The 14,315-nt window shown below is 61.1% G+C and carries 15 protein-coding genes; 12 read left to right on the top strand and 3 right to left on the bottom strand.

All coding sequences use genetic code 11. The annotated features are described in order from the left end of the window. The coding region (locus HX899_RS03030; protein WP_181291601.1) for a YfbK domain-containing protein at positions 1 to 332 on the top strand (332 nt) is incomplete at its 5' end. Between the two features lie 57 nt (positions 333 to 389). Here the strand turns inward: HX899_RS03030 and HX899_RS03035 are convergent. Continuing rightward, positions 390 to 1,316 (bottom strand): SMP-30/gluconolactonase/LRE family protein, encoded by a 927-nt coding sequence (locus HX899_RS03035; RefSeq protein WP_138334686.1) that lies wholly within the window; start codon positions 1,314 to 1,316, stop codon positions 390 to 392. Between the two features lie 223 nt (positions 1,317 to 1,539). Here HX899_RS03035 and HX899_RS03040 point away from each other — a divergent pair, with 223 nt between their 5' ends. Then, the gene (locus HX899_RS03040; protein WP_138334687.1) at positions 1,540 to 2,616 is read left to right on the top strand and encodes a LacI family DNA-binding transcriptional regulator; all 1,077 of its coding nucleotides are present in this window, start codon (positions 1,540 to 1,542) and stop codon (positions 2,614 to 2,616) included. Positions 2,617 to 2,722: 106 nt separating this feature from the next. Here the strand turns inward: HX899_RS03040 and HX899_RS03045 are convergent, their stop codons facing one another. Continuing rightward, on the bottom strand, positions 2,723 to 3,754 hold the full coding sequence (locus tag HX899_RS03045) for an L-idonate 5-dehydrogenase (protein ID WP_138334688.1): 1,032 nt from the start codon (positions 3,752 to 3,754) through the stop codon (positions 2,723 to 2,725). Positions 3,755 to 3,764: 10 nt separating this feature from the next. Next, a complete protein-coding gene (locus HX899_RS03050; protein WP_138390121.1) occupies positions 3,765 to 4,706 on the bottom strand; it encodes a 2-hydroxyacid dehydrogenase in 942 nt (313 codons plus the stop codon). 135 nt (positions 4,707 to 4,841) lie between these two features. Between HX899_RS03050 and HX899_RS03055 the strand changes: the two genes are divergently transcribed. The 10 genes from HX899_RS03055 to HX899_RS03100 all read left to right on the top strand — a co-directional run bounded on the left by HX899_RS03055 (position 4,842) and on the right by HX899_RS03100 (position 14,310). Further along, complete coding sequence (locus tag HX899_RS03055; RefSeq protein ID WP_181291602.1) at positions 4,842 to 5,606, top strand: SDR family oxidoreductase; 765 nt, start codon at positions 4,842 to 4,844, stop codon at positions 5,604 to 5,606. 13 nt (positions 5,607 to 5,619) lie between these two features. Next, on the top strand, positions 5,620 to 6,177 hold the full coding sequence (locus HX899_RS03060; protein WP_138334690.1) for a gluconokinase: 558 nt from the start codon (positions 5,620 to 5,622) through the stop codon (positions 6,175 to 6,177). Continuing rightward, a complete protein-coding gene (locus tag HX899_RS03065; RefSeq protein ID WP_181291603.1) occupies positions 6,167 to 7,060 on the top strand; it encodes an NAD(P)-dependent oxidoreductase in 894 nt (297 codons plus the stop codon). Before HX899_RS03060 ends, HX899_RS03065 begins: the two co-directional genes overlap by 11 nt. A gap of 107 nt (positions 7,061 to 7,167) precedes the next feature. Then, a complete protein-coding gene (locus HX899_RS03070) occupies positions 7,168 to 8,664 on the top strand; it encodes a sugar ABC transporter ATP-binding protein (RefSeq protein ID WP_138334692.1) in 1,497 nt (498 codons plus the stop codon). Positions 8,665 to 8,682: 18 nt separating this feature from the next. Then, positions 8,683 to 9,723: an ABC transporter permease gene (locus tag HX899_RS03075; RefSeq protein ID WP_003555504.1), complete on the top strand. Its 1,041-nt coding sequence runs from the start codon at positions 8,683 to 8,685 to the stop codon at positions 9,721 to 9,723. 51 nt (positions 9,724 to 9,774) lie between these two features. Further along, on the top strand, positions 9,775 to 10,872 hold the full coding sequence (locus HX899_RS03080; RefSeq protein ID WP_029873594.1) for a substrate-binding domain-containing protein: 1,098 nt from the start codon (positions 9,775 to 9,777) through the stop codon (positions 10,870 to 10,872). Positions 10,873 to 10,967: 95 nt separating this feature from the next. Then, a complete protein-coding gene (locus tag HX899_RS03085) occupies positions 10,968 to 11,306 on the top strand; it encodes a hypothetical protein (protein WP_138334693.1) in 339 nt (112 codons plus the stop codon). 328 nt (positions 11,307 to 11,634) lie between these two features. Then, entirely contained in the window at positions 11,635 to 12,660 is a 1,026-nt protein-coding gene (locus HX899_RS03090) for an ABC transporter substrate-binding protein (protein WP_138334694.1), read from the top strand. A gap of 34 nt (positions 12,661 to 12,694) precedes the next feature. Further along, positions 12,695 to 13,585, top strand: a complete 891-nt coding sequence (locus tag HX899_RS03095) for an ABC transporter permease (RefSeq protein ID WP_138334695.1) — start codon at positions 12,695 to 12,697, stop codon at positions 13,583 to 13,585. Beyond that, entirely contained in the window at positions 13,561 to 14,310 is a 750-nt protein-coding gene (locus HX899_RS03100; RefSeq protein ID WP_130671266.1) for an ABC transporter ATP-binding protein, read from the top strand. The genes HX899_RS03095 and HX899_RS03100 overlap by 25 nt, the downstream gene beginning before the upstream one ends. The last annotated feature ends 5 nt before the right edge of the window (positions 14,311 to 14,315 follow it).

The raw sequence follows: 14,315 nt of genomic DNA on the forward strand, positions 1-14,315 counted from the left end.
CCGCCGCGGCGCCCGACAGCGCCCATCACGGCGAACTTGCCTTCGTCAAGATGCGCTACAAGCGGCGGGGCGAGGACAAGAGCGTCCTCATCACCACGCCTGTCGACGATAGCAACGCAGTCGCCACCGTCGATGCCGCGCCGCAAGATGTCCGCTTCTCGGTGGCCGTTGCAGCCTTCGGCCAGAAACTCAGCCATGTCGCGGCCGTCGATTCCTATTCCTACCAGGCGATTGCCGCTCTCGCCGCGGCATCGCGAGGAACGGATGCCTTCGGCTACAGGTCGGATTTCCTCAGCCTCGTTCGGCTGGCGGACGGCCTCAGTCAACGGTGAGGCAAGAGGCACAAAATGAGAGGCCGTCCTAAAAGGGCGGCCTCGGCTCTTCAACGATTATCCGAGTCTCGATCCGTTGGCCGTGAGATAAACAGCATAGAGAGACGTGCTCGCGGTGATGAAGAGACGGTTCAGTTTCTCGCCGCCGAAAGTGACGTTGGAGACGCCCTCAGGAATATGGATCTTGCCGATCAAGGTACCATCCGGATCGTAGGCGTGCACACCGTCGCCGGCGCTCGTCCATATCCTGCCCTTGCGATCGACGCGAAAACCATCGAACAGACCTGCAGTACATTCTGCGAAAACGCCGAGATCGGTCAGCCTTCCCTCATTCGAGACCGCGAGCTTTCTGATATGACGCGGACCGCCGGGCAGGTGCGTTGCGCCGGTGTCGGCAATGTAGAGCACCGTCTCATCCGGGGAGAAAGCCAGCCCGTTCGGCTTGACGAAATCGGAGGTCACCTGATCGGTCGTGCCTTTTGCCGGATCATGCCGATAGACGTGGCATCCGCCGACTTCCGCTTCGCCATAGTCGCCCTCGTAGTCGTGAAGGATGCCGTAGCTCGGGTCGGTAAACCAGACGGTCCCATCGGATTTGACGGTGACGTCATTTGGAGAATTGAGGCGTTTGCCTGCAATTCGATCGGCCAGAACGGTGATCCTGCCGTCGAAATCCGTGCGCGTGACACGGCGCGTCAGATGCTCGCAGGTGATCAGCCGACCCTGATTGTCGACGGTGTTGCCATTCGAATTGTTGCTGGGCGAGCGGAAGACTGATGTATGCCCGCTGGTGTCGTCGTAGCGCATCATCCGGTTGTTGGGGATATCCGAGAAAACCAGATACCGCCCGGCGGCAAACCAGGCCGGTCCCTCCAGCCAGCGGCCACCCGTCCAAAGTCGCTCAACGCGAGCGTGACCGACGAAGCAGCTTTCAAAGCGAGGGTCGAGAACCTCAAACCCTGTACCGTCAATTTGCCCGAACATGGTGCTCCTCCGTATCATCAATTGTTATCGATATCATACTGTCGTGTTTTGGGGGCTCGGTACAGATACCGATCTGCCCACCTTTGCGAAAATGCCCAGGGAATCTTGATTTTTGGACGTTGGAATGGTGCATTCCTGCAATAATATCGATTGTACGATGATAGCGATAACTTTATTGTGTCTTGGACTACCCAATTCGGAAGCTTTGTGAAAGCGGAGATCAGTGAAAAACGAGGATGAGCCGAAAGACAAGCGTCTCAAGCCGGGAGAGGCTCAAAAGCTGACGATGGCGGAGGTCGCCAAATATGTCGGCGTATCTGCCATGACCGTGTCGCGTGCCTTTCGCCAGGATGCGAGCGTTTCCGAGGAGACCCGGAAGCGCATCATGGAGGCCGTCGACGCACTCGGCTATGTGCTCGACCTGTCTGCCGGCAGTCTCTCGTCGAGGCGGAGCGGCTTCATCGCTGCGCTGGTGCCCTCGATCAACAATTCGAATTTTTCCGACACCGCACGGGGCATGACCGATGCGCTGCAGAATACCGGCCTTCAGCTCCTTCTCGGCTATACCGACTATTCGGCGGAGAAGGAAGAAGAGCTGATCGAGGCGATGCTGCGCCGCCGCCCGGAAGGCATCATCCTGACCGGTGGTTCGCACACAGCGCGCGCGCGGCGCATGCTGGCAAAAGCCGGCATTCCCGTTGTCGAGACCTGGGAGCTTCCGGAAAATCCGATCAATCAGGTCGTCGGCTTTTCCAACAGCGAGGCGATGGCCCTGCTGGTGCGGACGCTTGCCAGTCAGGGATATCGGAAGTTCGGCTATATCGGGGGAACGACGGCGCGCGATACGCGCGGCAGCCAGCGGCGTAGCGGTTTCCAGAAGACGGTTGAAGAACTCGGCCTGGGACCGGGACGGATGATTTCCTTCGGCGTCCCGCCCATCACCATGGAACAGGGTGGCCAGGCAATCGTCAGCCTGCTGGAGCGCTGGCCGGACACGGAAGTGGTTCTCTGCGTTTCCGACCTTTCCGCCTTCGGCGCCATCATGGAATGCACGCGCAGGGGAATGAAGGTTCCGCGGGACATCGCTGTTGCCGGTTTCGGCGACTATGAGATCTCGTCCATCTGTCATCCGCGCATCACCACCATCAATGTCGACTGTTATGGCATCGGTCGCCAGGCGGCCGCCCGCCTGCTGGATACCCTCCATACCGGCGAGGCGACCGGCGATGAGATCACATTGACCGGCTACAAGGTTGTCTTGCGCGAAAGCACGGACCGAAACGGCGCGCCGACCGCTTGAGACTAAAGCGCCGCGCGTCTTTTCGGATGCGCGGCGCTGTAACGTTTTGAATGTCTGGATAATTTTATCCTCAAATCGATTCCGATTTAAGGAATTATACAGTCGGTCAAAAGGCGATCTGGACTTTCATGGACTTGCTGCGATCGCCCGCCAGCTCGAAGGCGGCGACGGCCTCTTCGATCCCAAAGACACCTGTCAGCAGTGGCTTCAGATCGACGCGACGCGCGTTGATCAGTTCAACGGCGAGCGCAAATTCCTCGTGAAAACGGAATGTGCCGCGCATCTCGATTTCCTTCGCAACGATCATGTTCTGCGGAATGGAAACATCGCCGCCAAGGCCGAGCTGCACGAGAACAGCGCGGGGCTTAAGCGTCTCCAAGCCGGCGCGCACCGCCCGCTCATTTCCCGACGCTTCGAACATGACATCGAAATATCCCTTTTCGGCACTGTAGGCCGCGAGGTCGGAAGCATGCGTGGCAACATTGATCGTTCGGTCGGCGCCGCTGGTGCGGGCAATCGCCAGAACGCTGTCGGTCACGTCGGTCGCGACGATCTCACGGGCGCCGAGGACGCGCGCCGCGACGATCGCCAACATCCCAATGGGGCCACAACCGGTGACCAGCACCCGTTTGCCGAGCAGCGATCCGGCGCGGTTTGCCGCATGCAGCGTCACCGCAAAGGGTTCGGCAAAGGCGGCCTCGTGAATGGAAATGCCGTCCGCGACCTTGTGGCATTGCCAACGCTCCGCCACCAGCCGCTGGCGAAAGCCACCCTGAATGTGCGGCATCGGCATGGCGCTGCCGTAAAACCGCATGTTGAGGCAGTGGTTTTGCTGCCCCTTCAGGCAATATTGGCAATGGTTGCACGGCCGGCTCGGAGAAACCGCAACACGGTCTCCCACAGTAAGGTCGGCGACGCCGGAACCGAGCGCCTTGACCGTGCCGGCGATCTCATGGCCGAGGATCATTGGTTCGCGCAGGCGAACGGTGCCGAAACCGCCATGATTGTAATAATGCAGGTCGGAACCGCAGATGCCGCCGGCTTCGATGGCAATCTCCACCTGCCCGGCACCGGCAACCTCCGGCTCGCGCTCTTCGATCCTGAGATCCTTGGCGGCATGAATGACGATGGCTTTCATATCGGGACCCTCACACGACGGGAGTTGGAAGCAAGCTACCTGCAAAATGCGCAGCGAGATTGTCTCTGACCAGTTGGCCCATGGCCTTGCGGGTCTCGACAGTGCCAGAGCCGTGATGGGGCTGCAACACGACATTTTGGAGGGTCAGGAAACGCGCATCGATCCGGGGTTCGTTCAGGAAGACATCAAGGCCCGCAGCCTGAATCGTGCGGTTTTGAAGGGCTGCGATCAGCGCCTCTTCGTCTACGGTCGTTCCGCGCGAGACATTGATCAAGATGCCGTTTGGCCCGAGTGCTTCAAGCACTTCAGCGTTGATGATCTTCATGGTCGCCTCCCCACCGGGGACGATGACGATCAGAAAATCGGCCCAACCGGCAAGCGCGATCAGGTCTGGCTCGTAGGTGTAGGCAACATCCTGGTGATCATGGCGGGCGAAATAGGAGATGTCGCAGCCGAAAGCGGCAGCCCTCTTGGCGATCGCCTTGCCGATCCGCCCCATGCCGGCGATCCCCACCTTCTTGCCCGAGACGCGTGTCACCAGCGGCATGGCGACACTGCCCCACTGGCCGGAGCGGACGAGAACATCTGCCTGCGGGACCTGCCTTGCCGTCGCAAGCAGCAGTCCGATGGCGATATCGGCGACATCTTCGGTGAGCACATCAGGCGTGTTGGTGACGCGAATGCCGTTCGCGCGGGCATAGGACAAGTCGATGGCGTCGGTGCCGACGCCATAACAGGAGACGATTTCCAGTTTCGGCAATTGCGCCATCAACTCTGCGGAGGCTCCGAGTTCGCCACGGGTCGCTATGGCGCGGATATCCTTGCCGACCCTTGATATCAGCTCCTGTCGGTCTGCCGCTTCCCACAAGCGATGGACGCGGTAGTTCGCCTCCAGATCCACCATGTCCCATTCCGGATAAGCTCCGGTCATCAAGATTTCTTCTTTAGGCATTCCGTTTCCATCCCGCATTTTGACAGTTGATTATGTTATCGATAACATATAATTCGGAAGAGGGATGTCAAGTGAGTTTCACCGTCAGCGGCAGTTGAAGCCGTCACCCGCGGCGGAACCGGAGGAGTTATTTGCATGAAGAACTTGTTCGATCTTTCCGGACGGCGTGCCCTGATCACCGGCTCGAGCCAGGGGATCGGCTATGCCCTGGCCGAAGGCCTGGCGCAGTATGGCGCCGAAGTCATCATCAACGGCCGCACGCCCGAAAGCGTCAACCGCGCGGTCGAGAGCCTCAAGGATCAAGGCCTGTCTGCCCATGCGGCGATCTTCGACGTGACCAGCAAGGATGCTGCCAAAGAAGGCATAGACGCAATCGAAGCCGATATCGGGCCGCTCGACATCCTGATCAACAATGCCGGCATGCAGTTTCGCACGCCGCTGGAAGATTTCCCGGCGGACAAATGGGAGCTGCTGCTGACCACCAATATTTCGAGCGTATTTTATGTCGGCCAGGCCGCGGCCAAACCCATGATCGCCCGCGGACAGGGCAAGATCATCAACATCGCCTCCGTTCAAAGCGAACTGGCGCGCCCCGGCATTGCTCCCTACACCGCGACCAAGGGCGCGGTGCGTAATCTGACCCGCGGCATGTGCGCCGACTGGGCCAAGTACGGCCTGCAGATCAACGCGATTGCGCCGGGCTACTTCAAGACGCCGCTCAATCAGGCGCTTGTCGACAATCCCGAGTTCTCGTCCTGGCTCGAGAAGCGGACGCCGGCCGGACGCTGGGGCAATGTCGAGGAACTGGTCGGCGCCGCCGTTTTCCTGTCGGGCCAGGGCTCGTCCTTCATCAACGGGCACACGCTTTATGTCGACGGCGGCATCACGACCTGCCTCTGATAGAGACGAGACCATGGATTTCGAGAAAAGGGCGCCACCTCTGGCCGTCGTCGTCATGGGCGTCAGCGGCTGCGGAAAATCTTCGGTTGGAGAGCATCTCGCCGCTCGAAACGGCATGCTGTTTCTGGAGGGCGACCAACTCCACCCCGCTGGCAATGTCGAGAAGATGGCGCAGGGCATACCGCTGACCGACGACGACCGCCTGCCCTGGCTCGACCGGATCGGCGAGGAAATAAGGACCGCGCAAGAAGTATCGCAAGGGCTGGTGATTTCCTGTTCGGCGCTGAAGAGAAGCTATCGGGACAGGTTGAGGCAAGCGGCGGACGGGCATCTCGCCTTTGTTTTCCTGGAGGGATCCCGTGATCTGCTGCTGTCGCGGATGCAGGCCCGTCAGGGCCATTTCATGCCCGCGACTTTGCTCGACAGCCAGTTGCAGACGCTGGAGCCGCCGACCGGTGAAGCTAATGTCGTGATGGTGGCGATCGACAATGCGTTGGATGATATCGTGGCACTGGCTTGCAAGGGACTGAGCGGCATGGCCGTCAAGGGAGGAGATTATCATGCAGGATGACTACAGAGCAGATGTCGCCGTCATCGGTGCCGGCATCATGGGAACGGCGATCGTCACCCGATTGATCGAAACCGGGCATAAGGTATCGGTCTTCGACCTGGATACCGAAAAAGTTGCGGCTTTGCAGGCCAAGGGGGCGCGCGCGGCCGGCTCCGTGGAGGAAGCGGTCTCATGGTCGGGGTTTTGCGTGCTCAGCCTCAATCACGCAAACATCGTCCGCGCCGTCGTCTTCGGCGAAAAGGGCGTTGCGGCGGCGGCGAATGCCGACAAGGTGCTGATCGATATGTCGTCGATCGACCCGGCCGACACGGCCGACATGGCGACGCGGCTGCGTCGAGAAACCGGCATGGCATGGGTGGATTGCCCGCTTTCCGGCGGCGTGCCGGGTGCGTTGAGCGGACGCCTGACGATCATGGCCGGCGGCAGCCCAGAGGATTTCGAACGGGCACGCGTGGTGATGCGGCATCTTGCCGCCAATTACACGCTGATGGGTGTATCCGGCGCGGGGCAGACCACGAAGCTGATCAATCAATTGTTTTGCGCCGTGCTGTTTCAGGCCGTCGCGGAGGCGGTCAAGCTCGCTGAAGCCGGCGGCGTCGATCCGGCCGCCATTCCGGCCGCCCTTGCCGGCGGCAGGGCGGACAGCCGCATATTGCAGGAATTCATGGCGAAATTCGCCGCCCGGGATTTCTCGCCGACAGGCAGAATCGACAACATGTTGAAGGACCTGGATTCGCTTCAAGCCTTTGCGCTCAAGACGAAGACGCCATTGCCGATGACTGGCTCGGTGGTCGAGATTCACCGTCTGCTCTGCGCCGCCGGGCTTGGGCCAAAAGACTCGGCCGAGATGATGCGCCTTCTCGATGGATTTCAGGCCGATTGACGTCAATCTCTTCGGGAAATTCGAGATCGTCATCTTTCCGCTTGACCATCCATAAATGTTATCGATAACATACATCCATGAAAACCGCAGCTTTGGGAGGAGCCACAGTGGAAGCCAAGAGACTGCTGGAATTCCAGTCGATCACCAAGAGCTTCGGCGGCACGCAGGCGCTGCGGGACGTCTCGATCGACCTGCGCGAAGGAGAAATCCTCGCGCTGCTGGGAGAAAACGGTGCCGGCAAATCGACGCTCATCAAGACGCTTGCGGGCATCTACAAGCCCGATAGCGGCGACATCCTGTTTCGCGGCCAGAGCTACCATCATCGTCCCCCGAAGCCGAACGAGCGGCAGCCGGTTGCCTTCATCCACCAGGATCTCGGTTTGATCGAGTGGATGACGGTCGGCGAGAACATGGGCTTGTCGCAGGGTTTCTCGATGCGTCGCGGCCTCATCGATTGGAACAGGACGCAGGCGCGCGCCAACGAGGCCTTGAAACTGGTCGGTTGCGACTTTGACCCCACGACGCGGGTCTCGGCATTGTCGCGCACCGAAAAGTCGCTTGTCGCCATCGCCCGTGCACTTGCCGTCGAAGCTGACGTGCTGGTGCTCGACGAGCCGACGGCGAGCCTTCCCGCCGATGAAGTCGATCGGCTGTTTAATGCGATCCGTCCGTTGAAGGATCGGGGAGTCGGCATGATCTACGTTTCCCACAGGCTGGACGAAATCTTCCGGATTGCCGATCGGGTCGCCGTTCTGCGTGACGGATGCATGGTGGGACAGAAGCCCGTCAGCGAGACCACCCCCGAGGAGCTGGTGACGATGATCATCGGCCGCAGCGGCGACAGCCTCTTTTCCAAGACGGCGATCACGCCCGGCAAGGCGATCGTCGAGGTCCGCGATCTCGTCTGCGCCGGCACAGGCCCGATATCCTTCGATATCCGCGAGGGCGAGCTTCTGGGACTGGCAGGATTGCGTGGCGCCGGTCAGGAACGGATCGGCCGCGCCCTGTTTGGTTGCGAGCCCTTCAACGGCTCGGTTCTGCTGCATGACGAGGCCCCCAACCTTTCCAGCCCACGAGGGGCAATGGCGTCGGGCATCGGCTTGATTGCCCGTGACCGGACGGAGGAATCGGTGGCGCTCTCGCTGTCCATTCGGGAAAATACCTACCTTAATCCGGGAGCCGTCGGGCGTGGGCTTTTGTCCTTCCTGTCGCCGCGCGGCGAAGCCGACCTTGCCCACAAGATCGGCCATTCCGTCGGCCTGCGGCCCAACGACCCGGATCTGCCGGTCGAGGCCCTGTCGGGCGGCAACCAGCAGAAAGTGGTCGTCGGCCGCTGGCTGGCGACCGGCCGCAAGCTGCTGGTCGCCGAAGATCCGACCGCCGGCGTCGACATTGGGGCGCGTGCAGAGATCTACCGTCTGATCACCCAGGCGCTCGAGGCCGGTCTCGCGGTTGTCGTGGTGTCGACGGACTTCGAGGAAATCGCCCATATCTGCCACCGCGCGCTGGTCTTCTCGCGCGGGAAAATCGTCAGCGAACTGACTGGAAGCGCTCTGACGACGGAGGCGGTCATCACGGCCGCATCCGCATCGGAAGCCGCTTGAGCCATCGGGAGAACAGCCATGCAATCCATTGAATCCACGGCGCTGGAGCCAACCAAGAGCGAAATGGCCGGCCTGTCCACAGGACAGAAGATCGGACGCCTGATCCCGGTTTACGGGTTGGTGATCCTGACCGTCGGCCTGATCGTGATCTTCTCGATCCTTCTGCCCGATACGTTCCCGACCGTGTTGAATGTCCGCTCGATCGTGTCCGACAAGGCAATCATCGCGCTTCTATCGTTGGCTGCGATGATCCCGATGGCATCGGGTCGCATCGATCTGACCGTCGGCTATGGCATCGTGCTCTGGCACATTCTCGCCATCAGCCTGCAGACGGCCTACGGCCTGCCCTGGCCGGTCGCGGTGGTCATCGTGCTCGCGCTCGGCGTTCTGACCGGCTGCATCAACGGCCTGCTGGTCGAGGTTGCGAAGATCGACAGCTTCATCGCGACGCTCGGCACCGGAACCGTCCTATACGCGCTCGCGCTTTGGCACACCGGCGGCCGGCAGGTGGTCGGCGTCCTGCCTGATGGTTTCTATGCGCTGAACGGCACGATGCTGTTCGGCCTACCGATCACCGGCTTCTACGTGCTCCTGATCGCCATCTGCATGTGGATCGTGCTCGAATACCTGCCGATCGGCCGTTACCTCTACGCCATTGGCGCCAATCCGAAGGCGGCGGCCCTCAATGGCATTCCGGTCCGCAAATTTGTGATCGGCGCCTTCGTCACCTCGGGGTTGCTCGCGGCTCTGACCGGGGTCCTGCTCGCCTCGAAGCTGCGTATCGGCCAGGCGAGCGTCGGCCTTGAATATCTCCTGCCGGCGCTTGTCGGCGCGTTCCTCGGATCGACGACGATCAAGCCGGGACGGGTGAACGTCTGGGGCACCTTGATCGGCGTCATCATCCTGGCGGTCGGAATATCAGGAATTCAGCAATTCGGCGGGTCGTTCTTCGTCGAACCGCTGTTCAACGGTGTTACCCTGCTGATTGCCATCGGCATAGCAGGTTACGCCCAGCGCAAGCGCGGAGCTGTGAGGAGGATCACACCCGCATCCAAATGAGGATGCCGGCTCGTCCCGGCATTTCACAACAAACAAAATGGAGGAGTGAACATGAAGCGTAGAACGTTATTGCAGGCAACGGTCGCAACCGTCGCCGTTATGCTGAGCATGCCGGCATTGGCCGATTCCATGGCCGACGCCAAGGCCGTGGTCGAAAAGTATGCTTCCAAGGTGAGCGCCTGGGATGGCCCGACGAGCGGCCCCAAGGGCGCTGCCGGAAAGAACATCGTCATTCTGGCCGGTGATATGAAAAATGGCGGCATCCTCGGCGTGGTCAATGGCGTTCAGGAAGCGGCAGGCGCGCTCGGCTGGACGGTGAAGGCGCTTGACGGCGCCGGTTCGATCGGCGGACGGACCGCGGCTTTCGGCCAGGCCATGGCGCTGAAGCCGGATGGCATCATCATCAACGGCTTTGACGCGGTCGAGCAGAAGCCGGCGATGGAAGCAGCCAAGGCTGCCGGCATTCCGATGGTTTCCTGGCACGCTGCCTCGGCGGTCGGTCCGGTTCCCGAAGTCGGTGTCTTCGCAAACGTGACCACCGATGCGATGGAAGTGTCGAAGTCCGCGGCGGACTGGGCCTTTGCCGATGCCGGCGGCAAGCCGGGCGTCATCATCTTTACCGACTCCACCTATGCGATCGCGATTGCCAAGGCCGATCGCATGAAGAAGGAGATCGAGGATCTCGGCGGCACCGTGCTCGAATATGTCGACACGCCGATCGCCGAAACCTCTCAGCGCATGCCGCAGCTCACCACGTCGCTTCTGCAAAAGTATGGCGCGAAGTGGACGCATTCGCTGGCGATCAACGACCTCTATTACGACTTCATGGGACCTTCGCTCGCCTCGGCCGGCATTGCAGGCGATGGAAAACCGGTGAACGTGGCAGCCGGTGACGGTTCGGAGAGCGCCTATCAGCGTATCCGCGCCAAGCAATTCCAGGCCGTCACGGTCGCCGAGCCGCTCAACCTCCAGGGCTGGCAGCTCGTCGACGAATTGAACCGCGCCTTTGCGAAAGCTCCATGGTCCGGCTACGTGTCGCCGCTCCATGTGGTGACCAGCCAAAACGTCGAGTTTGACGGTGGACCGAAGAACAGCTTCGATCCCGACAACGGCTATCGCGATCAATACAAGAAAATCTGGGGTAAATAACCCTCTCAATCAGGGCGTATCGATCGATACGCCCTGATCCTACGACAGCCCGCCACCATCGATCCAGCTCCGGCGAGTTTTGGAAAAGAGAACCCATGATCATTCGTTATGCTTTGTTTGAAGGCGAAATCCATCCCGGTAAAGAAGGGGAATTCCGCGAATTCGTGCGGCAGCGGCTCGTCCCTCTCTGGACGAAATTTCCGGGCGCCGAGGAAATCCGGGTGCTGGACGGGATGGAGCGCGACGAAGGCGCCCCGATCTATGCCATGGCCTTGGCCATTCGTTATCCCGATATGGACGCGGTGAACACGGCACTTCTCTCCGATGTGCGGTCGCAGAGCCGCGAGGTCACCGGCGAACTCCTGCAGCTCTTTACCGGCAAGGTGCATCATCACGTATTCGCGGCCAACGAATATGCACCGCATATTGCCTGACATAAGGCGATCCCGACGTCCGCGACGGCTTGGCGTCTGAAGGGCGGTCGCTGCGGTCCGCTGCCCGGCCTTAAACAAAAGTAAGGGTTTGAACAAAGACCCGGAAAGCGCCCGCGGACGAACGTCCCAGGCGCTTTTTTCATGTCGGGACGCGCCGAGCATCCTTCGGACGCGCCGGATGCGATCGTTCCGGTTGCCCGACTTTTGAGGACAATTTTCCCTCAGCGCCACTTTCATTAAACTAAATAGTCTATCGATTTAGTAGATTATATTCCATCTTACCGTGCATCGCTCCTGCAATTAGCAATCCGAAACGGGAAGATCGACGATGACATTGGCAAAGACATTCAAAATTGCGTTGTTCAGTCTGCTTGGTCTCAGTGCCATTCACGGTCCGGCGGCAGCCCAGGCAGACGCTCCCCTCCTTCCCAAAGTGCCGCCGGGCACGGTGCTGACAATCGGCGATCCGGTCACCCAGAAAGCGCTCGAAGTGTCCGGCCTCGGCAAGGAGCTCAGTTTCGAGGTCAAATGGGCCAATATCAGCGGCGGGCCGCAGACGTCGGAAGCTTTCCGCGCCCATGCACTCGATGTCGGATCGGTGGCCGAGATACCCTCCATCTTCGCCAACTGGAACAATCTGCCCGTCCGCAACATCGCCTATCGCGAACGCCGTGACCCGATCGCCAATCCCATCTACCGCTTCGGCATCGCGCCAGGCGCGGCCGTCAAGACGCTCGCGGACTTCCGCGGCAAGCGCATCGCCTTCAGCCCGGGTCAGGCACAGGGCACGCTCGTTCTGCGTGCCCTCCATGCCGCAGGGTTGAAGAGCGGCGACGTCACTCTGGTGGAGCTGCCGAGCACCAGTGACGTCTACCCGAAGGCATTGGCGAGCAAGCAGGTCGACATCGCGCCGCTCGGCGGCGTCTACATCAGGCGCTATATCACCCAATACGGGCCTGATGGGGCGACCCTCGTGGAACATGGCCTGCGCGACGATCCGAGCCATCTTTACGCGCCGCAATGGGTTCTGGACGATCCCGCCAAGGCGGCAGCTCTCGCCGAATATGTCGGCCTGTGGGCACGCGCCACTGAATGGGTGAACCGGAACCCGGACCTCTGGATCAAGGAATATTACGTCGGTCAGCAGGGGTTGAGCCAGGAGGACGGGGAATATCTCGTCAAGTTGACCGGCGAACAGGTCGTTCCCAGCGATTGGAGCGAAGTGAAGAAGCGCCACCAGGAAACCATCGACCTGCTGGCAGACGAGCTCGGCTACAAGCCGCTCAATGTGGAGCAGATTTTCGACAATCGCTTCGAGAAGCTCGGCGCCGCGGCTTTGGCCAAGAGCCAGTAACGCTCGACACCCCTTCGGAGAGGAGATTTGAAGCATGGCAACCACTTGGGATGCAGATGAGGCGAAACTGTCGCGGTCGTCCGGCGGTAGAATTGTGCGGGCAGGTTCTCGCCTCGTAAAACCGGCTGGCTCCACTGGCCCCCGCGCCCGGCGCAGGCTGGGTCCCGGACCCGCGATCCCTTTCGGGTTGCAGATCGGGCCGGTATTGCTCGTCTTGACCTGGGTCGTCGGCTCGGCGCTCGGATGGATCGACCCGCGGATCCTGTCGGCGCCGTGGACGGTGGTCGAGGCCTTCGTAAGGCTGATAGAGCAGGGTCGCCTGCAGGACAATTTCGTGACGTCGGCGACACGCGCCCTGCTCGGCCTTAGCATCGGATTGCTGATCGGCACGATCCTGGCGGTGATCGCCGGCCTTTCCCGGATCGGCGAAGCCCTGATCGACGGGCCGGTCCAGATCAAGCGCGCGATACCGACGCTGGCCCTGATCCCCTTGCTGATCCTGTGGTTCGGCATCGGCGAGAGCATGAAGGTTACGACCATCGCGCTTGCCGTCGTCGTGCCGATTTACATCCACACCCACAATGCGCTCCGCAGCATCGACAGCCGTTATGTCGAACTGGCCGAAACCCTGCGGATGAGCCAGAAGGACTTCATCCTTCAGGTCGTGCTGCCTGGTGCTTTGCCGGGCTTTCTTCTGGGTCTGCGGTTTGCCGTCACCCTCTGCTGGGTTTCTCTCGTCGTGGTCGAGCAGATCAACGCCACCAGCGGGCTCGGTTACATGATCGATCTTGCCCGCAATTACGGGCAGACCGACGTCATTCTCGTCGGCCTGGTGGTCTATGTGCTGCTCGGTCTCGTTTCGGACGGTCTCGTCCGCCTGCTTGAACGGAGGACCCTCTCATGGCGCCGCACCCTGGCAAACTGAAGCCCGCAAACAAAGCCGTCCACGTGCGAGACCTCGCACGCCGGTTTGCGACGAAGACGATTCTTGACGGCGTCGATCTCGATATCGAGGAAGGCGAGTTCGTTGCACTGCTCGGCCGCAGCGGCTCCGGCAAAAGCACGTTCCTCAGGGCGCTTGCCGGTCTCGATCATGGTGTCGAGGGAACCGGCACCCTGGAGACGCCGGAGAGCCTTTCGGTGGTTTTCCAGGACGCCCGCCTGCTGCCCTGGCGCACCGTCATCCAGAACGTCACGCTCGGCTTGACCGGCGCCTCCGGCCAGGAAGCCGGACGGAAGGCTTTGGCGGAGGTAGGACTTGCAGGCCGGGAAACGGCGTGGCCGAACCAGCTTTCGGGTGGCGAGCAGCAGAGGGTCGCTCTTGCCCGTTCGCTGGTGCGCGAGCCGGCCCTGCTTCTCGCCGATGAGCCGTTCGGCGCGCTCGACGCGCTGACCCGGCTGAAAATGCACGATCTGCTGCGGGAGTTGTGTGCAAGACACCGTCCTGCCGTGCTGCTCGTCACCCACGACGTCGACGAGGCGATTTCGCTGGCCGACCGGATACTGGTTCTCGACGAAGGGCGTCTCATCGAGGATCTCAAGATCGATCTGCCGACGCCGCGCGATCACGGCGATCCGCGCTTTGCGCAATTCCGAATCCATCTTCTCAGCCGGCTCGGGGTCGAGCTTCCGGGCCGCAAGGCCGCCTGACATCA

Origin of the sequence: Rhizobium sp. WYCCWR 11146 (assembly GCF_013591995.1) — a bacterium.
GTDB classification, from domain to species: Bacteria; Pseudomonadota; Alphaproteobacteria; order Rhizobiales; family Rhizobiaceae; genus Rhizobium; species Rhizobium indicum.